General features: G+C 63.2%; 15 protein-coding genes. 9 read left to right on the top strand and 6 right to left on the bottom strand.

Features of this window, described 5'->3' with window-relative positions; translation table 11 throughout:
• The first annotated feature begins 27 nt into the window (after positions 1-27).
• The 3 genes from der to F3J43_RS05130 all read left to right on the top strand — a co-directional run bounded on the left by der (position 28) and on the right by F3J43_RS05130 (position 3,643).
• A complete protein-coding gene (der, locus tag F3J43_RS05140) occupies positions 28-1,491 on the top strand; it encodes a ribosome biogenesis GTPase Der (RefSeq protein WP_166883742.1) in 1,464 nt (487 codons plus the stop codon).
• 224 nt (positions 1,492-1,715) lie between these two features.
• Positions 1,716-2,864, top strand: coding sequence for a pyridoxal phosphate-dependent aminotransferase (locus tag F3J43_RS05135; protein ID WP_166883741.1), 1,149 nt, complete (start codon positions 1,716-1,718; stop codon positions 2,862-2,864).
• Entirely contained in the window at positions 2,852-3,643 is a 792-nt protein-coding gene (locus F3J43_RS05130; RefSeq protein WP_166883740.1) for an amidohydrolase, read from the top strand. Before F3J43_RS05135 ends, F3J43_RS05130 begins: the two co-directional genes overlap by 13 nt.
• Before the next feature lie 77 nt (positions 3,644-3,720).
• Here F3J43_RS05130 and F3J43_RS05125 read toward each other — a convergent pair whose 3' ends face one another.
• Entirely contained in the window at positions 3,721-6,273 is a 2,553-nt protein-coding gene (locus F3J43_RS05125) for a PepSY domain-containing protein (RefSeq protein ID WP_205297648.1), read from the bottom strand.
• Between the two features lie 104 nt (positions 6,274-6,377).
• Positions 6,378-8,633: a TonB-dependent receptor gene (locus F3J43_RS05120; protein ID WP_205297647.1), complete on the bottom strand. Its 2,256-nt coding sequence runs from the start codon at positions 8,631-8,633 to the stop codon at positions 6,378-6,380.
• A 246-nt stretch (positions 8,634-8,879) separates the two neighbouring features.
• Here F3J43_RS05120 and F3J43_RS05115 point away from each other — a divergent pair, with 246 nt between their 5' ends.
• The 3 genes from F3J43_RS05115 (at position 8,880) to F3J43_RS05105 (ending at position 11,584) form a co-directional block, all read left to right on the top strand.
• Positions 8,880-9,560: a Fe2+-dependent dioxygenase gene (locus F3J43_RS05115; RefSeq protein ID WP_166883737.1), complete on the top strand. Its 681-nt coding sequence runs from the start codon at positions 8,880-8,882 to the stop codon at positions 9,558-9,560.
• A 3-nt stretch (positions 9,561-9,563) separates the two neighbouring features.
• Positions 9,564-10,334, top strand: a complete 771-nt coding sequence (locus F3J43_RS05110) for a tetratricopeptide repeat protein (protein WP_166883736.1) — start codon at positions 9,564-9,566, stop codon at positions 10,332-10,334.
• An 887-nt stretch (positions 10,335-11,221) separates the two neighbouring features.
• Positions 11,222-11,584 (top strand): hypothetical protein, encoded by a 363-nt coding sequence (locus F3J43_RS05105; RefSeq protein WP_166883735.1) that lies wholly within the window; start codon positions 11,222-11,224, stop codon positions 11,582-11,584.
• Between the two features lie 88 nt (positions 11,585-11,672).
• Here the strand turns inward: F3J43_RS05105 and F3J43_RS05100 are convergent, their stop codons facing one another.
• Positions 11,673-12,836 (bottom strand): type III PLP-dependent enzyme, encoded by a 1,164-nt coding sequence (locus tag F3J43_RS05100; protein ID WP_166883734.1) that lies wholly within the window; start codon positions 12,834-12,836, stop codon positions 11,673-11,675.
• A gap of 651 nt (positions 12,837-13,487) precedes the next feature.
• On the opposite strand from F3J43_RS05100, the gene F3J43_RS05095 reads away from it, so the two are divergent.
• The 3 genes from F3J43_RS05095 (at position 13,488) to F3J43_RS05085 (ending at position 17,482) form a co-directional block, all read left to right on the top strand.
• Positions 13,488-13,976 carry an RNA polymerase sigma factor gene (locus F3J43_RS05095; RefSeq protein ID WP_166883733.1) on the top strand — a complete coding sequence of 163 codons (489 nt, stop codon included), beginning with the start codon at positions 13,488-13,490 and terminating at the stop codon, positions 13,974-13,976.
• Positions 13,977-13,993: 17 nt separating this feature from the next.
• On the top strand, positions 13,994-14,956 hold the full coding sequence (locus tag F3J43_RS05090; RefSeq protein WP_166883732.1) for a FecR family protein: 963 nt from the start codon (positions 13,994-13,996) through the stop codon (positions 14,954-14,956).
• 108 nt (positions 14,957-15,064) lie between these two features.
• Complete coding sequence (locus tag F3J43_RS05085) at positions 15,065-17,482, top strand: TonB-dependent siderophore receptor (protein WP_166883731.1); 2,418 nt, start codon at positions 15,065-15,067, stop codon at positions 17,480-17,482.
• A gap of 98 nt (positions 17,483-17,580) precedes the next feature.
• On the opposite strand, the gene F3J43_RS05080 is transcribed toward F3J43_RS05085, so the two are convergent.
• Genes F3J43_RS05080 through F3J43_RS05070 form a run of 3 tightly spaced genes read right to left on the bottom strand, consistent with a single transcriptional unit; the run spans position 17,581 to position 20,296 of the window.
• Positions 17,581-18,735 (bottom strand): osmoprotectant ABC transporter ATP-binding protein OsmV, encoded by a 1,155-nt coding sequence (locus F3J43_RS05080; protein WP_166883730.1) that lies wholly within the window; start codon positions 18,733-18,735, stop codon positions 17,581-17,583.
• Entirely contained in the window at positions 18,732-19,385 is a 654-nt protein-coding gene (locus tag F3J43_RS05075; protein WP_166883729.1) for an ABC transporter permease, read from the bottom strand. The genes F3J43_RS05080 and F3J43_RS05075 overlap by 4 nt, the downstream gene beginning before the upstream one ends.
• On the bottom strand, positions 19,382-20,296 hold the full coding sequence (locus F3J43_RS05070) for a glycine betaine ABC transporter substrate-binding protein (protein WP_166883728.1): 915 nt from the start codon (positions 20,294-20,296) through the stop codon (positions 19,382-19,384). Before F3J43_RS05070 ends, F3J43_RS05075 begins: the two co-directional genes overlap by 4 nt.
• Between the last annotated feature and the right edge of the window lie 12 nt (positions 20,297-20,308).

Raw genomic sequence — 20,308 nt, 5'->3', positions numbered from 1 at the left:
TTCAAGAATTCAAGAGTGGAGAGCCGCATGGTTCCCGTAATCGCCCTGGTGGGCCGGCCGAACGTCGGCAAATCCACCATGTTCAACCGCCTGACCAAGACCCGCGATGCCATCGTCGGCGACCTGTCGGGCCTGACCCGTGACCGTCAGTACGGCGATGCCAGCTGGCAGGGTCGTTCCTACATCCTCATCGACACCGGTGGTATCACCGGTGATGAAGTGGGCATGGACGAGAAGATGGCCGAGCAGTCGCTGATGGCCATCGAAGAAGCCGACTATGTGCTGTTCCTGGTCGATGCCCGCGCCGGCATGACCGCCGCCGACCAGATGATTGCCGACCACCTGCGCAAGCGCAACAAGGAAGCGGTGCTGGTCGCCAACAAGATCGACAACATCGACCCCGATATCGCCCGCGCCGAGTTCTCGCCGCTGGGCATGGGCAACGCCATCCCGGTGGCGGGCTCCCAGGGACGTGGTATCAACGCCCTGATGGAGTCGCTGCTCGGTCACATTCCACGTGATCCTGAGGAAGAAGCGCTCGACGAGGACGTCGCCGAAGGCGAGGAAGCCACGCGCATCCCTGGCCCGAGCGAGAAGGATGGCATCAAGATCGCCATCATCGGCCGCCCCAACGTCGGCAAGTCGACCCTGGTCAACCGCATGCTCGGCGAAGAGCGCGTGGTGGTATACGACCAGCCGGGCACCACCCGCGACAGTATCTACATCCCGTTCGAGCGCGATGGCGAGAAGTACACCTTCATCGACACCGCTGGCGTGCGCAAGCGCGGCAAGATCCACGAGGAAGTCGAGAAGTTCTCGGTGGTCAAGACACTGCAGGCGATCAAGGACGCCAACGTGGTGATCTTCGTCATGGACGCCCGCGAAGGCGTGGTCGACCACGACCTCAACCTGCTGGGCTTCGCCCTGGACGCCGGCCGTGCCGTGGTCATCGCCCTGAACAAGTGGGACGGCATGGAGCCTGGCGAGCGCGACTACGTGAAGACCGAGCTGGAGCGCCGGCTGTTCTTCGTCGACTTCGCCGACATCCACTTCATCTCGGCGCTGCACGGCACCGGCGTGGGCCACCTGTACAAGTCGGTGCAGGCCGCGTTCAAGTCGGCGGTCACCCGCTGGCCGACCAGTCGCCTGACGCAGATCCTCGAAGATGCCATCAGCGTGCACCAGCCGCCGCTGGTCAACGGTCGTCGGATCAAGCTGCGCTACGCCCACCTTGGTGGCGCCAACCCGCCGCTGATCGTGATCCACGGCAACCAGACCGACAAGATCCCCAACTCCTACTCGCGTTACCTGGAAAACACCTACCGCCGGGTGCTCAAGCTGGTCGGCACGCCGATCCGTATCGAGTACAAGGGTAGCGACAACCCGTTCGAGGGCAAGAAGAACACCCTCACCGATCGCCAGGTCAACAAGAAGCGTCGCCTGATGTCGCACCACAAGAAGGCCGAGAAGAAGCGCCGCGACAAGCGCTAGTACTCGCGGGAGCCGCTTTGCGGCTCATCGCAGGCTTTGCCAGCTCCCACAGGCACAGCGCAGGCTTCAATGTTTGCGTCACCCTGCGGGAACTGGCGACAGCCTGCGATAGGGCCCGTTGACCCAGCGCAATCCCCCTATTGTTTCAGCCTTTTTCCTGACTGCTCGATCCGCTATGCTCGGACTCTACCCCGTGCCGGACAAACCCCAGGAAAGAGGGCCTCATGATCCGCAGCAAACTGCCGAACGTCGGCACGACCATCTTCACCACGATGTCGCAACTGGCCGCGCAGACCGGTGCGCTCAACCTCTCCCAGGGCTTCCCTGACTTCAACGGCCCCCAGGCCCTGCTCGATGCCGTTGGCCGCCATGTGGCCGCCGGGCACAACCAGTATTCGCCGATGACCGGCTTGCCGGCCCTGCGCCAGCAGGTGGCGGCGAAGATCGCCCGGCTGTATGGCGCGAGCGTGGATGCCGACCAGGAAGTCACCATCACTCCGGGTGCCACCGAGGCCATCTTCTGCGCTATCCAGGCAGTGATCCATCCTGGCGACGAGGTGATCGTGTTCGACCCCAGCTACGACAGCTATGAGCCGTCGGTGGAGCTGGCAGGCGGGCGTTGCGTGCATGTGCCTCTGCGCGACGGCACGTTCAGCATCGACTGGCAGGCGTTCAGCGATGCCCTGAGTCCGCGCACGCGCCTGGTCATTCTCAACTCGCCGCACAACCCCAGCGGCGCGCTGATCAGCCGCGACGACCTGGACCAGTTGGCACGGCTGATCGAAAACCGCGACATCCACCTGATCAGCGACGAGGTCTACGAACACCTGATCTACGACGGGGTGCGCCATGCCAGCGTGCTGGCGCATGCCCAACTCTACCAGCGGGCCTTCGTCATCAGCTCGTTCGGCAAGACCTACCATGTCACCGGCTGGAAGACCGGCTATGTGGTGGCGCCACCAGCGCTCAGCGCCGAGCTGCGCAAGGTGCACCAGTACGTCAACTTCTGCGGCGTTACTCCGTTGCAGTGCGCACTGGCCGATTTCATGGCCGAGCACCCGGAGCATATCGATGAGTTGCCCGGTTTCTACCAGGCCAAGCGGGACCTGTTCTGCGACCTGCTGCAGGCGTCGCGCTTTACCTTCACCCGCACCCCGGGCACCTATTTCCAACTGGTGGACTATTCGCAGATTCGCCCCGACCTCAATGATGTCGACATGGCCCTGTGGCTGACCCGGGAGCATGGCGTGGCCAGCATCCCGGTGTCGGTGTTCTACCAGCAACCCATCCCCGAGCAACGCCTGGTACGCCTGTGCTTTGCCAAACGTGAGGAGACGCTGCGACAGGCGGCGGAAAGACTATGCGCGATCTGAGTAAGTTGCCGAACCTGAAAATCGCCCTGGTGCAGACCACCCTGGCCTGGCACGACCGTGAGACGAACTTCGCGCATTTCGAAGAGATGATCGGACAGGCCGGCGAGGTCGACCTGGTGATCCTGCCGGAGATGTTCACCACCGGTTTTTCCATGCAGTCCGAGAGCCTTGCCGAGCCGGAGAACGGGCCGACCTACAAGTGGCTCAAGGCCCAGGCGAAAAAGGCCAACGCGGTGATCACCGGCAGCGTGATCATCCAGGCTGCCGATGGCAGTCATCGCAACCGCTTGCTGTGGGCGCGGCCAGACGGCGAGATCCTGCACTACGACAAGCGTCACCTGTTCCGCATGGCCGGAGAGCACAAGCACTACACCCCCGGCGAGCGCCAGGTGCAGTTCGAACTCAAGGGCTGGCGCGTGCGTCCGCTGATCTGCTACGACCTGCGCTTCCCGGTCTGGAGCTGCGACGCCCAGGACACCGACCTGCTGCTGTACACCGCCAATTGGCCAGCGGCGCGGCGCCTGCACTGGAACCGCCTGCTGCCGGCACGGGGTATCGAGAACCTGTGCTTCGTCGCGGCGGTGAACCGGGTAGGCACCGACGGCAAGGGCTTTGCCTATTCAGGGGACAGCCAGGTGCTGGACTTCCAGGGCGAGAGCCTGCTCAGTGCCGGGGAGGCCGATGGGGTGTTCACGGTGGTGCTCAGCGCGGCGGAGTTGGCGGCATATCGTGCCCGCTTCCCGGCCAACCTGGATGCCGACACCTTCGAACTGCACTGAGGCTGTTCGCCGGCAAGGCCGGCTCCTACAGGGCCAGAGGCTTCTGCAGGAGCCGGCCTTGCCGGCGAAACGGTGCTTCAGTAGACATCGCGCCGGTAGCGCCCATCCTCGATCAACTGCTGCACGGTCACTTCCCCGAGAATGCCCTGCAATGCCGCATCCACTCCCGCGGCCATCCCTTGCAGGCTGCCGCAGACATACACGCACGCGCCTTCGTCGATCCAGCGCCGCAACTCGGCGGCCTGCTGCAGCAGCACATCCTGCACGTACACCTTCTCGGCCTGGTCGCGCGAGAACGCCAGGTCCAGGCGTTGCAGATCGCCGCTGTCCAACCAGCCCTGCAACTCGTCGCCACACAACAGGTCGTGAGCCCTGTTGCGCTCGCCGAACAGCAGCCAGTTGCGCTGCTCGCCAGCGGCGATACGCGCCCTGAGCAGGCTGCGCAGACCGGCCAGGCCGGTGCCGTTGCCGATCAAAACCAGGGGCACAGGCGCTTCGGGCAGGTGGAAGCTGCTGTTGCGTCGCAGGCGGCCGCTGACCATTGCGTCCATCGGCAGATACTCGGTCAGCCATCCGGAGCCGAGGCCCAGGCTGCCGTCGGGGTGACGTTCCTGACGCACGATGAGCTCCAAGACACCGTCACTGGCGATGGAGGCGATCGAGTATTCACGACTGCCCAGTGGCACCAGCGCATCGACCAGCGCCTGGGCGTGCAGGCCGACCAGATGTTCGCGCCTGGCTGGCAACTGACGGCTGGCCAGTGCCTGCTCCAGGGTTTCGTCCAGGCCTTCGACCTGAACCGGGCTGTCAGGGGCAAGCGCGAGGCCGGCGAGCAGGGCGTCGACCTTTGCCTTGTCTTGTCGGGGAAGGATTTCTATCAGGTCACCTGCTTCCCAGCGCGTCGGTGCTTGCGCCTGCAGGCCGAGCAGGTACACCGGCGCGCCCTGGCTGCCCGGATTGAGCAGGTCGCGACGGACCAGGCGCCAGTTGGCGAAGCTCGGCGGCTGCCAGGTCGTCACCGGGCGGGCACCGGTCAGCTGGGCCAGCTCCTGCTGCCACAGTTGCAGGGCGCCAGGGTCGGCGTTGTCGACTTCGATCGGGCTGAAGGCGCTGCGGGCGCCGCGTTCGCCGAGCCAGGCCTGGAGCCGGCGGGCGAAGCCGCAGAAGTGCGGGTACTGGCGGTCGCCTAGGGCGAGCAGGGCATAGTCCAGGTGATCGAGTGGCCAGGCCTGGCCCAGCACCTTGCGTTCGAAGCCGCGGGCACTGTCGGGCGCTTCGCCGTCACCGAAGGTGCTGACCACGAACAGCGCGCGGCGCGCCTGGCGCAGCTCGGCCTCGCCCAGTTCGGCCAGCGGGCGGACCTGCACTGGCAGGCCGGCTGCCTGCAACTGGGCGGCGCTCTGCCAGGCCAGTTGTTCGGCAAAGCCGCTCTGGCTGGCGAAACCGACCAGCCAGCTGTCGGTGCCGGCCTGGGTGCTGTCGACGTTGCCACGGGCGGCACGCACCTGACGCTTCTTGCGGCGGCGGTCGAGGTACAGCAGCCAGCCGGTGACGAAGAACAGTGGCATGGTCAGGCTGGCGAGGGTGAGGATGATCCGCCCGGGCAGGCCGAAGTACTCGCCAACGTGCAGGGCATAGACGCTTTGCAGCAGTTGCGCCTTGAACGACTTGTCGGTGTAGCGCTCGTGGCGTCTCACCTGGCCGGTAGCGGGGTCGAGCACCAGGGTGTTGAAGGCGCGCGGGTGCGCGGCGCCCTCGAGCAGGTAGAACAGGTTGGCTGGCTGGCCACCTGCTGGCGGCAGGCGCAAGTTGTACATGGCCAGCTCGGGGCCCGCGGCCTGCTTGAGGTTGCTCCAGATGGCCTGGTAATCGACCTGTAGCGGCGGCGCGTGCTGGGCGGCCGGCGGTGGTCCATGGCGACCACGGCCTTCACCGCGTTTTTGCTGTTGGCCCGCTGCGGGCGCGTCGGCCAGCAGGGTGTTCAGGCCTGAGCGGTACCAGTCGTAGGACCAGAACAGGCCCGTCAGGGCGAACAGCAGGTAGAACAGCAGGCACCAGGTCCCCGCCACGGCGTGCAGGTCCCAGTTGAAGGCGCGGCCTTTCTTGGCCCACTCGAAGGTCAGCCAGGTGCGCCAGTCCAGGGCCTTGCGCGGCCAGCGCAGGTACAGCCCGGACAGACAGAAGAAGATCAGCATCAAGGTGCAGGCGCCGGTGATCTGCCGGCCGGTGTCGCCCATGGCCAGGAAGCGGTGCAGGTTGAGCATCAGGTTGAAGAAGCCCTGACCGGCGGCATCGTCCTTGAGCTCACCGGTGTACGGGTCGGCGTAGCGCAGCGCGCCGCGGCGTTCGCCCGGGGCTGGGGTGAAGAAGATCCGCGCGGCATTGCCGTCCCGCACATCCACCCACAACATCGACACCTTGTCGCCTTGCGCGGCCTCGACCCGGCGCACCAGCTCGGCTGGCGGCAGCACGCCCTCGGCACGGACCTCGACCTTGAGCACATCGGCGTTCAGCGCGCGCAGCAGTTCTTCCTGGAACGAATAGAGCGCCCCGGTGATGCCCATCAGCGCCAGCACCAGGCCAGCGCTGATGCCAAAGAACCAGTGCAGTTGGAACAGTGTCTTCTTCACCACTTCGATCACCTTGTCTTGCCGCTGGACGCCCTGCGGCGCGCATTATGCCTTGATACGCAAAAGCCCCGTTCATGGAATGAACGGGGCTCGAGGTCAGATCATCAGAAGTGGAAGTTGGTGCTGAACAGCACGGTCCTTCCAGCAGCCTGCGAGGCATAGTGGGCAGCATAGGCCTTGTCGAAGTACTTCTTGTCGAAGACGTTCTGCACGTTCAACTGGAAGTCGACATTCTTGTTCAGGCGGTAGCTGGCCATGGCGTCATAGCGCCAGTAGTCCGGTACGTATACGGTGTTGCCGACATCGCCGTAGACCTTGTCGACGTAGAACGCACCGCCGCCGATGGTCGCTTTTGGCAGTATCTGGTAAGTGCTCCAGAAGCTGAAGCTGTTGCGTGGGGTATTGGGCATGACGTTCCCATCGTTGGAGACCGCCGCGCCGTTCACCACGCCATTGCGACCGGAACGCCCTGCCTTGACCAGTTCGCTGTCGAGGTAGCTGTAGCCGGCGAATACTTGCCACTTGTCGGTCAGCTTGCCGCTGGCACTCAACTCGACACCGTCGACCCGAGACTGGCCGGCGTTGTCGTAAGTCTGGTTCGAGACCAGCACCCGGGTGTTGTCCTTGTCGGTGCGGAAGATCGCTGCAGTCAGGGACAGGCGCTCGTCCAGCAGATCCCACTTGGTACCGATTTCGTAGTTGGTGGTTTCTTCGGGCTTGAGGTTGTTGGACAGGGCGAAGTCGTCCACGGCGTTGGAGGTGTCGCCGTTGTCCAGCATGCTGCCTGGCGGAGTGGCCGAGGTGGCGTAGGACGCATAGATACTGCCGTTCGGCAGGGGTTTCCAGACCACGCCGGCTTGCCAGTTCCAGAAGTTCGAGGTGTCACTGCGTTTGGCCGATGGGCTCTTCGAGTGATCCTTGACCGACGTTTCGAAGCTGTCGAAGCGGGCGCCAAGGTTGACTTGCCACTGCTCGTTCAGGTCGATGGTGTCGAAGCCGTAAATCGCCTTGGTGGTACCGACTGTGTTGAGCGGCTTGTAGTTGCGGGTGATGCTGCCGTTCCACGGATCATGGGCGTTCGGGTTGGTCAGGCTGGTGCAGTTGTAACCGCTTGGCGCACCGATCAGCGATGGGGTGCAACGGTTGTTCTGCGCACCCAGGCCAGTCTTGGTATCGATGGTGTAGCCGTCGCGGGTGCTGTCTTCCCGGCTGAACTCGACACCGGTGCTGAAGGCGTTGCGCAGCCCACCCAGGTAGAACTCACCGAACAGGTCGGTCTGGTTGATCGCCGTGGTGGTCGTGCCAATCCGGTTGTTGTTCCGGCGCCACACCGAGCCATTGTTGATGTTGCCCTGGCTGTCATCTGGCTGGGTCCAGATGTAGTCGATGTGGCTGGTGCCGTAGCGGGTGGTGTTGCGAACGCTGAGGTTCTCGTTGAAATCGTGTTCGAAGGTGATGGTGCTGGTATCGACACGGCTTTTCTGGAAGTCACGGTTTTCCAGGCCGTAGTAGGTACCACGGCTGACATTCACCGGCTTGTCCGGGTTGTGCTTGCTGCGATCGGCGCTCTTGGCATAGGGAATGCCCGAGTCCGGGGTGTCGTCGCTTTCCAGGTGGTAGTGGCTGACGGTCAGGCGGGTGGGGCCGTTGAGACCGAAGGTCAGCGAGGGTGCAATGCCCCAGCGGCTGGCATCGACATTGTCGCGGCCAGCGACGTTGTTGTCATGGCTGAGCAGGTTGAGGCGGAAAGCGGCATTGCCGTCGAGGAATTCCTGGTTGGTGTCCAGGGTGTAGCGTCGCGTCTGATCGGAGCCGTAGGTGAAGCCGCCATTGGTGAAGTTGCCGGCCTTGGCCTGCTTGCTTACCAGGTTCAGGCTGCCACCCGCCGAGCCGCGTCCGCCAAAGGCCGAGTTCGGACCTTTGCTGACCTCGATCTGTTCGAGGTTGAAGATCTCGCGGCTCTGGGCGCCGGTATCGCGGATACCGTCGACATAGGTGTCGCTCTGTGCGTCGAAGCCCCGGATGAAGGGACGGTCGCCGGTGGGATTGCCACCTTCGCCGGCACCCATGGTGATACCTGGCACGGTACGCAGGGCGTCCTGCAGGTTCAGGGCGTTGGTGTCCTTGATCACCTGTTGCGGGATCACGGTGACCGAGCGCGGGGTGTCCACCAGCGGCGCGGTGTACTTCTGCGAGGAGGCCTTCTCGACCTTGTAGTCGGTGCTCGCCTGTTCGGCCTTGCCGTTGATGCTGGTGGCATCGAGAGTGACGGCATTGCTGGCGACAGGGTCCGCGGCATAGGCGGAGGTGGCGGTGATCGCCATGCCGATGGCGGAAACGAGAAGACGTGGTGAACTCACAGCGGTTGGCACGTGACGCATTGTTATGGACCTTCCCCAAGGTATGAAGGCCGCGAATGTTAATGTAAGCGGATGTAAGGAACAATTGAGAATCGTTACTATTCGAAAGAAATTTACATTCTTTACAATTTCACCTTACGGTTTTTGCGGGCTCATACGTCCTGGGTCAATGACGGGTGCTTGCCCTGCGTAAAAGGTAATCAATATCATTGAGGCCTCTTTCTCTGCGCATCAGGTGCCGCTGTCATGCTGCTTCATATTCCCGGGCTGTTCGACGCCGACGAGACCTCGCGCATCCGCGAGGCCCTGGAGCAGGCCGACTGGGCCGATGGTAAGGTCACTGCGGGTTATCAATCGGCCAAGGCCAAGCACAACCTGCAGTTGCCCGAGGGGCATGCGCTGGCCAAGGAGATCGGTGCGGCATTGATCGATCGCCTGTGGCGCAACCCGCTGTTCATGTCGGCCGCCCTGCCGCACAAGGTGTTCCCGCCGCTGGTCAACTGTTATCGCGAAGGCGGCAGTTTCGATTTCCATATCGACAACGCCCTGCGCCAGCCCCAAGGCAGCCCGGAGCGGGTGCGCACCGATCTGTCCTCGACCCTGTTCCTGAGCGAGCCGGACAGCTACGACGGTGGCGAGCTGGTGATCCAGGACACTTATGGCACGCAGCAGGTGAAGCTGGCCGCGGGCGACCTGGTGCTGTACCCGGGCACCAGCCTGCACAAGGTCAACCCGGTCACCCGCGGGGCGCGCTACGCGGCGTTCTTCTGGACCCAGAGCCTGGTGCGCGAGGACAGCCAGCGGACCCTGCTGTTCGAGATGGACAACGCGATCCGCCAGCTTGGCGCCGATGTGCCTGACCACCCATCGCTGCTGCAACTGACCGGCACCTATCACAACCTGCTGCGCCGCTGGGCCGAGGTCTGAGCCGTGTCCTATTCATTGCGCCGTGAAGAAGTGGTGGATGTCGCCGGTTTGCGCGCCATGCTCGAGCACAGTCCGGGCCAGGCCGCCCAGGCGATCCTGGCAGCCGCAGGGCAGGGGGCGGTCGAGGCGCAGTTGCTGCTGGGGCAGATCCTGCTCGACGGGCGCGGCATCGAGGAAGACGCCCGCGTCGCCCGGCGCTGGTTCGGCATCGCCGCCCAGGGCGGCAACGCCATGGCCCACAACATGCTCGGGCGTTGCCTGGAACACGGCTGGGGAGGCGATGTGGAACTGACCCAGGCCGCCATCCACTATGCCCAGGCTGCCGACGCCGGCCTGGACTGGGGGATGTACAACCTTGGCAACCTGCTGGCCACCGGGCGCGGGGTGCCGGTCAACCAGGTCGAGGCGCTGGCCTGCTACGAGAAGGCTGCGCAACTGGGCCATGCCAAGTCGATGAACTTGTATGGGCGCTATCTGGAACAGGGTATTGCCACGACAGCGAGTCCGGCACGGGCCGTGCGCTGGTATCGGCGCTCGGCCGAGGCGGGGGATTTTCGCGGGATGTTCAGTCTGGCGCTGGTGTTGGTCGAGCGGGGGCAGGCGGACGAAGCGCAATCGTGGTTTGAACGGGCCTGTGCCGAGGGCAACCTGAACTTCTTGCGCAGTAGTCTGGCAACCTTGCTGGCGGCCGGGCCGCTGTTGGCCGCGCAGGCGGCCGGTTATGCCGAGGTGCTTGCGCAGCGGGAAGCAGCAGGGGAAGGTCTTCTGTCTTAAGCAGACGTGGGAGGGCGGGCAGGCTGAGGTGAAAATCCCACAGGAGTTGCACCGTATCTGAACCCTACGTTACCGAAAAATCCTTCATGGCCTGCCTCAATGTGCGGGACACCAAGTACCGGGGCCTGTAGGGCGTTGGGAATATAGCCCAGGGTACAACGGTAGCGTTCGCTGGCATCAGAGTACTTGGCTGACGACTTCCCGCCAGGACCGTGACGCGTTGCTACTGTGGTTCGGTGCAGTGGAGCACGACGTTGGAACCTATGTGTACGAAGTCCGTCCGTGGACTGGCAACAGTACGCACTCGATGTACAACCAGCGGGTCGAGACCAACTGTAACGTATACCTTGGCTTCCATGAGCTGACCCCAATCGTGGGCCCTCTATGGCGTTTGGAGCCTGGCAAGAATGACACCGTGCGCATGACCACCCTGGATGGCAAAGAGGTCGGTGTGTACTGGGACAAGGCCGCTTGGACCACTGGGCCCAGGGGCCGCTATTTGTGTATGGATGGAGGCCGCTACCACATTGGATATATATGATTCGACAAGTGGTGCTTTAATTTTTCATGTGGCGGAATATTGCTCCTGAGGGGGTAGGGAAAAAATTCATGGTTAACTAATACTTTCCGATTTCGCATGATGAGTATGTGCTTTTCCTACGCATGAATATTGATGCGGCGTAGGATTTTAAAACTCATGATGTTGGAGATTGGTTGTGGAAAATAATCGATTTGTAAAGTCTTTCATTGCACCGCTGTATTGTCTGGAAAATGGAGTGCCTAAGTCGTTAAAGGTGACTACCTGGGCACCAGGTTTTTTCTCCCACTCAGGTGAAATCATCCTTGGTGAGAATTCATACCCGGGTTGGCGGGTAAGGGAGGTTGACATGAAATTCCATATTTCAAATAGCTTGACAGAGCATTCGATCTTTCGCGTGAGCTGCGCTACGGATATTGATGGCCTTCTGTATGACGTGCTCTACGCCGATCATACGGGAGCCTTCTGGTTTGCTAATGACATGTGGAGCAATCCTGAAGACTTTGATCTCGGCGCTGCTTGGGAGAGGCATGGGACAGGGGATGTCGTACAGTTTAATGGTAAAGCCCGCAAGGTGTTTGCAATGAAAAACATCGGGTATGAAAGGTGGGTCACGCAGGTTAACGACCGTTTAAAGAGTCTGCATACGGAAAAAGACGGAAAACCAGCCCTTTTCATCATCGGCGATCCCAGAGACATCGAGTATTACTGATAGTCACGGGCCTGCCCCATGATCCCTTGAATGGCTACTGCTGTATTCGCCAGTCGCGGAAGGCGACTTCCGCGACTGGCTTCGCGTATTACAGGTAGTACGCCTTCAATGGCGGGAAACCATTGAACTCCACCGCGCTGTAGCTGGTGGTGTAGGCACCGGTGGACAGCCAGTACAAACGGTCGCCGATGGCCAGGTTCAGCGGCAGGCCATATTTGTAGTTTTCGTACATGATGTCGGCGCTGTCGCAGGTCGGGCCGGCGATCACCACTTCCTCGGTTTCACCCTTCTTCTCGGTCCAGATCGGGAACTTGATCGCCTCGTCCATGGTTTCGATCAGGCCGGAGAACTTGCCCACGTCGGTGTAGATCCAGCGCTCGACCGCAGTGCGCGACTTGCGCGCCACCAGCACCACTTCGCTGACCAGGATGCCGGCGTTGGCGATCAGCGAACGGCCTGGCTCGAGGATGATTTCCGGCAGGTCGTCGCCGAAGTCTTCCTTGAGGAAGCGGATGATCTCCTCGGCGTAGGTCTCGAGGCTGTTGGTGCGGGTAATGTAGTTGGCCGGGAAGCCGCCGCCCATGTTGATCAGCTTCAGCTCGATGCCGTCTTCATCCTTCAGGCGCTCGAAGATCACCTTGACCTTGGCGATGGCCGCGTCCCACACGCTGATGTCACGCTGCTGCGAGCCGACGTGGAAGGAGATGCCGTAGGGCACCAGGCCCAGGTCGCGGGCGAGGATCAGCAGGTCCATGGCCATGTCGGTCTGGCAGCCGAACTTGCGCGACAGCGGCCAGTCGGCAGTGGTAGAGCCCTCGGTGAGGATACGCACGTAGACCTTCGAGCCCGGCGCGGCCTTGGCGATGTTGCGCAGGTCGGCTTCCGAGTCGGTGGCATACAGGCGCACGCCCTTGTCAAAGAAGTAGCGGATGTCCTTGGACTTCTTGATGGTGTTGCCGTAGCTGATGCGCTCGGCGCTCACGCCACGACCGAGCACCTTGTCCAGTTCGTAGATCGAGGCGATGTCGAAGTTCGAGCCTTTGTCCTTGAGCAGGTCGATGATTTCGACCGCCGGGTTGGCCTTGACCGCGTAGTAGACCTTGGCGAACTCGAAGCCGGCGCGCAGGTCGTCGTAGGCCTGGCTGATCATCTGGGTATCGATGAGTACGAACGGGGTTTCCTGCTTGTCGGCGAACGCCTTCATCTTCTGGAAGGTGTCGCGTGCGAAATAGTCTTCGACCTGGATCGACATGCTCAAGGGCTCCATGGGCAAACTGAAAAGGTAAGTGGCAGCAAACTGAACGTCCTCCGTATCCCCACTTTGGTTCGCCTACTTCCCAAGGCATGTCGCCGAAAGCAAAAAGGCCAACCGTGCCAGGGAAGGGCGGCGGGTGACCTTGCTGTCTCGTCGTCAGTACTTGAGCCGGATGGATCGTTTCCAGCATGGACGTTCGGCGCGCACTGTAGGACGTGAAACCGGCAATTTCAACAGGCAGTCCCGGGGTGTTTCCGCGAGATCGCCGCCCTGTCGTTGCAATAACCGACCGATGTGGGCCGAGGATGTTCCGTGAAAGGCCACAAGCGTAAAAAATTGTGGAACAGGTGGCGATCTGGCTGCGATTGGCTGAAAGCTGCGTTCTTTGGCCAATGTCCGGACTTTTGCCGCGAACATGCAAAAGAACGGGATGACGACCTTTTGTCGGGGGTGTTGCAGAGGGTGTTTCGACAGCGTCGGTGTTCATATTTATGGCCACCGCATCAGCTGGATGGGCAGGGTGAAATTGCCGATAAATTTTTTGTTACCTGGAACCCGAATAGCCCTCATCGGACGAATGACGGGACGATTGCCGCTGTTTATGAGAAGTATTACTATTCGCGACCCTGCCGCCCTGACGAACCTATCGTGTCCGGACACAAAGGCTTCCTCGACCATTACCACGAGCTGATCGGCACCTGGACGCGCAAGCTGCGCAGTCGCCAGCAGGCCGAGGATCTCACTCACGATGCCTTCGTCCGGGTGCTGGAGAACCCTCGCGAGCAGGTCGAGCAACCACGCGCCTACCTGCACCAGACCGCCCGCAACATCGCCGTCGACGGCTACCGCCGTGAAGACCGGCGCCAGGCGCTGGAGCAGGAGACCCTCATTGAAGGCTTCGCCAGCGGCGATGACCCGGAAGCCTACATGCACGCCCTGGAACTGGCCGACAGCGTCGAGCGGGCACTGGCCGAGCTGCCGGTCAATTGCCGGCGGGTATTCGTCTGGCAGAAGCTCGAGGGCCTGACCCAGGCCGAGATCGCCGAGCGCATGGGGCTGACCAGGAACATGGTCGAAAAGTATATGATCCGCACGCTCCGACATCTGCGAGAGCACCTGGATGTGTCGGCCAGATGAGTCAGGAGACCTTATCGATGAAGCAGCAGTTGCCCGATCCGGTACCCGAGCAGGCGGCCACCTGGTTCGCCCGGGTCCAGGATGCGCCGGGCGATGAAGCCGTGCGGGCAGCCTTGGCGCAGTGGCTCGGGCAACACCCGCGGCACCGTGAGGAATATCAGCGCCTGGCCGTCTTGTGGCGAGCTGCCGACCTGATCCCGGCGCAGCGTCTGGCGGCCCTTTGCGAGCCTGCGCCGGTGCGGCAGTTGCCTCGCCGGCGCCTGTTGCGCCAGGCGTTGGCTGCTGGGGTCGCGCTTGCTGCGCTGGGCCTGGGCTGGCGCGCTTGGGAGTCCCCACGGTTGCATCACCAGGCGGAACTGCAGACCGTGCTGGGGGAGCGACGCCAGGTCGATCTGCCGGACGGTTCGCATCTGCAACTGAACAGCGCGACCCGGTTGCAGGTGGCGTTCACGCCGCAACGGCGCGAGGTGCGTCTGCTCCAGGGGGAAGCGATGTTCAGCGTCGCCCACGACAGCAGTCGTCCCTTCGTGGTCAGCACGGCCCAGGGAGAGGTGACGGTCACCGGCACCCGCTTCGATGTACGCCAGGACCCGGACCGCACCCGCGTGGTGGTGGAGCAGGGTTCGGTGCGCGTCCAGGGGGCCAGTGATTCACGGGCACAACTGACGGCCGGCCAGGGTTCGCATATCGACCCGCAAGGCAAGGTCGCCGCGCCCTATGCCATCGATGCTGATGCGCTTACCGCCTGGCGCCACGGCAAGCTGGTGTTCGACAACGCCCCGCTCAGCGAGGTGGTGCGCGAAGTTTCGCGCTACCGGGTCCAGCCGCTGCGCGTCGCACCAGGCAAGGTGGCGAGCCTGCGGCTGTCGAGCACCTTCAGCAGCGACGATCCAGATGCCTTGCTGCGGGCCTTGCCGAACATCCTGCCGGTGGTCGTCCGGCAGCTCGCCGATGGCTCCAGCGAAATAATCGCGAAATAGATTCAGGTTTTTTTTCGTTCGTTCGTCTTCCTCGCCAGCTGCAACTGCCAAGCATTTCCATTTGCATGCGGTTGGCGTTTATCCCGAATCTCAGGACCTCTCGAAGACGTGAACAACAACAAGCCCCTTCTCCAGCTTCGTCGTCTGGCCCTGGCCCTGGCGGTCAGTGCCGCAGCCGGCCACAGTTACGCCGATACCTTGCAGATCCCGGCGCAATCGCTGGCTGGCGCCCTCAAGCAACTGGGCCAGCAGAGCAACCTGCAGCTGTTCTTCAGCCCGGAACTGGTGGCCGGCAAGCAGGCCCCGGCAGTGTCCGGCGACTTGTCCCCGACGCAGGCGCTGCAGCACCTGTTGCGAGACAGCGGGCTGACCTTCGAGCAGTCCGCCGATACCGTGGTGCTCAAGCCGGCCGAAAGCGCCGGCACCCTGAGCGTCGGTAGCCTGGAGCTGGCCCCCACCGATATCAAGGTGGTCGGCGACTGGTTGGGCGACGCCGACCAGCGCGTGGTGCAGAACCACCCTGGCGCGCGCACCGTGGTGCGACGCGAGGCGATGGTCGAGCAGGGCGCGATGAACGTGCGCGACGTGCTGCGCGGTATTCCGGGGGTGCAGGTGCAGGACTCCAATGGCACCGGCGGCAGCGACCTGTCGCTGAACGTCGGGGTACGCGGCCTGACCTCGCGCCTGTCGCCACGCTCAACGGTGCTGATCGACGGCATTCCGGCGGCCTTCGCCCCGTATGGCCAGCCGCAGCTGTCGATGGCGCCGATTTCCTCGGGCAACCTCGACAGCATCGACGTGGTGCGTGGCGCAGGTTCGGTGCGTTATGGCCCGCAGAACGTTGGCGGGGTGATCAACTTCGTCACCCGGGCGATTCCCGAGAAGGCCTCCGGCGAGCTGTCCACCACGCTGGAAACTTCGCGCCACGGCGGCTGGAAGCACACCGAGTCGGCCTTCGTCGGTGGCACCGCCGATAACGGCATGGGCGTGGCATTGCTGTACACCGGGGTCAACGGTAACGGTTACCGGGAAAGCAACAATGGCAACGACATCGATGACGTGATCCTCAAGACCCACTGGGCACCGACCGATGTCGATGAGTTCTGGCTGAACTTCCACTATTACGATGGCCGCGCCGACATGCCCGGCGGCCTGACCCAGGCGCAGTACGATCACAACCCGTACCAGTCGCTGCGTGACCACGACTATTTCAGCGGCCGGCGCAAGGATGTGTCGTTCAAGTGGCAGCGCCAGCTCGACGACGCCACCCAGTTCGAAGTGCTGACCTACTACACCGACAGTTTCCGTGGCAGCGCCATCGCCGCCCGCGACATGAAGACCCTGTCGTCGTACCCGCGCAACTACCACACCTTTGCCATCGAGCCGCGCTTGTCGCGGGTATTCTTCGTCGGCCCGACCACCCAGGAAGTCAGTGTTGGCTACCGCTACCTGAAAGAGGCGATGCGCGAGCAGTCCACCCGCCTGGCACTGATCGACAATGTGCCGACCGCGACCCCGACCTCCGACGGCCATGTGTTCCAGGACCGCAGCGGCGGCACCGAGGCCAGCGCCTACTACATCGATGACAAGATCGACGTCGGCAACTGGACCATCACTCCAGGCATCCGCTTCGAGCACATCAACACCGACTGGCGCGACCGCCCGGTGCTGGACGCCAACTACCGCCCGGTGCCGGAGAAGAACCGCAGCATCACCAGCAACGAGCCACTGCCGGCACTGAGCGTGATGTACCACCTGTCCGACGCCTGGAAGCTGTTCGCCAACTACGAGACCTCGTTCGGCAGCCTGCAGTACTTCCAGCTCGGTCAGGGTGGCGTTGGCGACAACACCGCCAACGGCCTGGAGCCGGAGAAGGCCAAGACCTACGAGCTCGGCACGCGCTATGACAATGGCCACTGGGCCGGCGAGCTGACGGCGTTCTACATCGATTTCGACGACGAACTGCAGTACATCAGCAACGATGTCGGCTGGACCAACCTCGGTGCCACCAAGCACCAGGGCATCGAGGCGTCGGCGCGCTATGACCTGTCCGGCCTCGACCCTCGTCTGCAAGGGTTGTCGGTGAATGCCGGGTACACCTACACCCGCGCCACCTACGAGGGCGACATTCCGGGCTTCAAGGGCCGCGACCTGCCGTTCTATTCGCGCCAGGTGGCCACCGCCGGGTTGCGCTACGAGGTCGACCGCTGGACCTGGAACCTCGATGCCTACGCGCAATCGAAGCAGCGGGCACCGGGTACCGGGATGAATGCCAATGGCAGCTTCACCGGCAACTACATCACCGAGCCGAGCGCCGACGGCCAGTATGGCGACATTCCGGGCTACGTGACCTGGCATGTGCGGGGCGGGTATGCGTTCGGGCCGCAACTGTCGAACCTGAAGCTGGCGGCGGGGGTGAAGAACCTGTTCGACAAGCAGTACTTCACCCGCTCCAGCGACAACAATGCGGGGATCTACGTGGGTGAGCCCCGCACCTTCTATGTGCAGGCCAGCGTAGGGTTTTGACCTGCGATAACCGGGGCCGCGCCGCTCCTACAGGGGAATCGCTTGCCTGTAGGAGCGGCCTTGTGTCGCGAAGGGGCGCAGAGCGCCCCCAGCGATCATCAAACCACCGCCTCGGCCGGCGAGACGATGCTGGTCTTGGCCCCGCGCGAACGCCCCGAACTCAGGTACGCGGCAATCGATTCCTGGGTCACCTCGCCTAGGAACGCCTGCTCGGCGTCCAGTACCGGCAACCAGGCCCGGTTGAACTCGTACATCCGCGACAGCAGGATGCGCAAATGCTCGTCATGCGCAGCCGTGGCGTTGAACGGCCGCAGGAAGTCGCCGCAGGTGCCTTGCTGGCGATGCATGTCGCGCCGGCGTACGTAGCCCAAGGCCTTGTTCTGCGCGTCGGTGACCACCACGTAACGCCGATCGTGCTCGTCCAGCAGTTCCAGCGCTTCGCTCACCAGCGTCTGCGGGTTCACCGCCGGCGCGTTGTCCGCCGCGTCCTCGGCTCGTACCAGCAGCAGGCGCTTGAGGGTGCTGTCCTGGCCGACGAAGTTGCTCACGAAGTCGTCCACTGGATGTGCCAGCAGGGTGTCCGGGTGGTCCAGCTGCAGCAGCTTGCCCGCGCGGAAGATGGCGATCTTGTCGCCCAGCTTGATCGCCTCGTCGATGTCGTGGCTGACCATGATCACGGTCTTGTTCAGCGCCCGCTGCATTTCGAAGAACTCGTTCTGGATCATCTCGCGGTTGATCGGGTCGACCGCGCCGAACGGCTCGTCCATCAGCAATACCGGGGCGTCGGCGGCCAGCGCGCGGATCACCCCGATGCGCTGCTGCTGGCCCCCGGACAGCTCGCGCGGGTAGCGCTGCAGGTACTGCTTGGGCTCGAGCTTGATCATGCTCATCAGCTCGCGGGCGCGGTCGTGGCAGCGCTGCTTGTCCCAGCCCAGCAGGCGCGGGACCACGGTGATGTTCTCCTCGATGGTCATGTTGGGGAACAGGCCGATCTGCTGGATCACATAGCCGATATGCCGGCGCAGGGTCACCTCGTCCAGCTCGGTGGTGTCTTCGCCATTGATGAACACCTGGCCGGAGGTCGGCGTGATCAGGCGGTTGATCATCTTCAACGTGGTGCTCTTGCCGCAGCCCGAGGGGCCGAGGAACACGCAGATTTCGCCTTCGTTGACGGTGAGGCTTACCGCGTCGACGGCTTTGACGTCCTTGCCGTTGACGTTGAAGGTCTTGCTGAGGTTCTTCAGTTCGATCATGAGCGCAGTCCTTCTGGGGTCAGGGCACGTTGCAGGGTTTGCAGGAGCAGGTCGGCGATGATCGCCAGCAGGCTGACCAGCACGGCGCCGACCAGCAGCATCGACATGTCGCTGCGGCTGATGGAGGTGAGGATGAGCACGCCCAGGCCGCCGGCGCCGATGGTCGCGGCGATGGTCATCACGCCGATGTTCATCACCACGGCGGTGCGAACGCCGGCGAGGATCACCGGTACCGCGATGGGCAGCTCGACCATGCGCAGGCGCTGGCCGAAGGTCATGCCGATGCCGCGCGCGGCCTCGCGGATGCCAGGTTCGACGTTGGTCAGGGCCAGGTAGGTGTTGCGCAGGATCGGCAGCAGCGAATAGAGGAACACCGCGGTGATCGCCGGCAGCGGGCCGAGGCCCTGGCCGAACTTCGAGTAGAACGGCAGCAGCAGGCCGAACAGGGCGATGGATGGAATGGTCAGCAGTACCGTGGCACTGGCCTGCAAGGGGCCGGCGAACACTGGGAAGCGGGTCATCAGGATCCCCAGCGGCACGCCGACGACGATGGCCAGGCCCACGGCGATACCGACCAGGGCGATGTGCTGTCCGGTCAGTTGCAGGACCAAGGCCCAGTCCAGGTGGGCGAAGGTGTCGAGCAGGCTCATGGCTGTACCTCGCTGTGCAGGGGATGCTCGCGCAGGAACGCCGCGGCGACCAGGCTCGGGCTCTGGTGCTCGACGTCGACCTTGGCGTTGAGCTGGCGCATGGTCTGGTCATCCAGTTGCGCGGCCAGTGGCTCGAGCAGGCCGGCCAGTTGCGGGTGGGCGTCGAGCACGGCCTGGCGCAGCACGGGGGCGGCGGTGTAGTCGGGGAAGTAGTGCTTGTCGTCCTCCAGCAGCTTGAGGTCGAAGGCGCTCAGGCGGCCGTCGGTGGTGTAGACCAGGCCGGCGAACACCTGGTTGTTGCGCATCGCGGTGTACACCAGGCCACCATCCATCTGGCGGATGTTGCGGCGGTCCAGCGGCAGGTCGTACAGCTCGCGCAAGCCGACCAGGCCATCGGGGCGGTTGGCGAACTCGGTGTCCAGGGCCACCAGGTGCAGTTTGTCGTGCTCGTCGCGCAGCACCTGGTTGAGGTCGCTGATCGAGTTGACCTGTGGGTAGGCCTCGGCGACCTGCTTCGGCAGGCCGAGGGCATAGGTGTTGCTGAACTTCGACGGGGCCAGCCAGACCAGGCCTTTCTTCGCGTCGAGCGCTTTCACACGGGCATAGGTGGCCTCGGCGCTGGGCATGCGTTCGTCGATATGGTTGTAGGAGACCAGCGACACGCCGGTGTATTCCCACATCAGGTCGAGCTGACCGGTTTCCTGGGCCTGGCGCGCGATATTGCTGCCGAGCCCGGTGGTCACCCGTACCTCGAAGCCGTTGGCGCGCAGGTACTGGGCGGTGATTTCGGCGAGCACGGTCTGTTCGGTGAACACCCGGGCGCCGATACGGATCAGCGGTTTTTCCGCGGCCTGGGCAAATCCTGCGCAAAGCAGGGCCGCGCCCAGGAGCAAGGCGATTGTCTTTTTCATCGGTTGCCTCTT

The sequence above is a fragment of the Pantoea sp. Cy-639 genome, assembly GCF_011752525.1.
GTDB lineage: Bacteria > Pseudomonadota > Gammaproteobacteria > Pseudomonadales > Pseudomonadaceae > Aquipseudomonas.
This window is presented reverse-complemented; position numbering and strand designations above follow the sequence as displayed.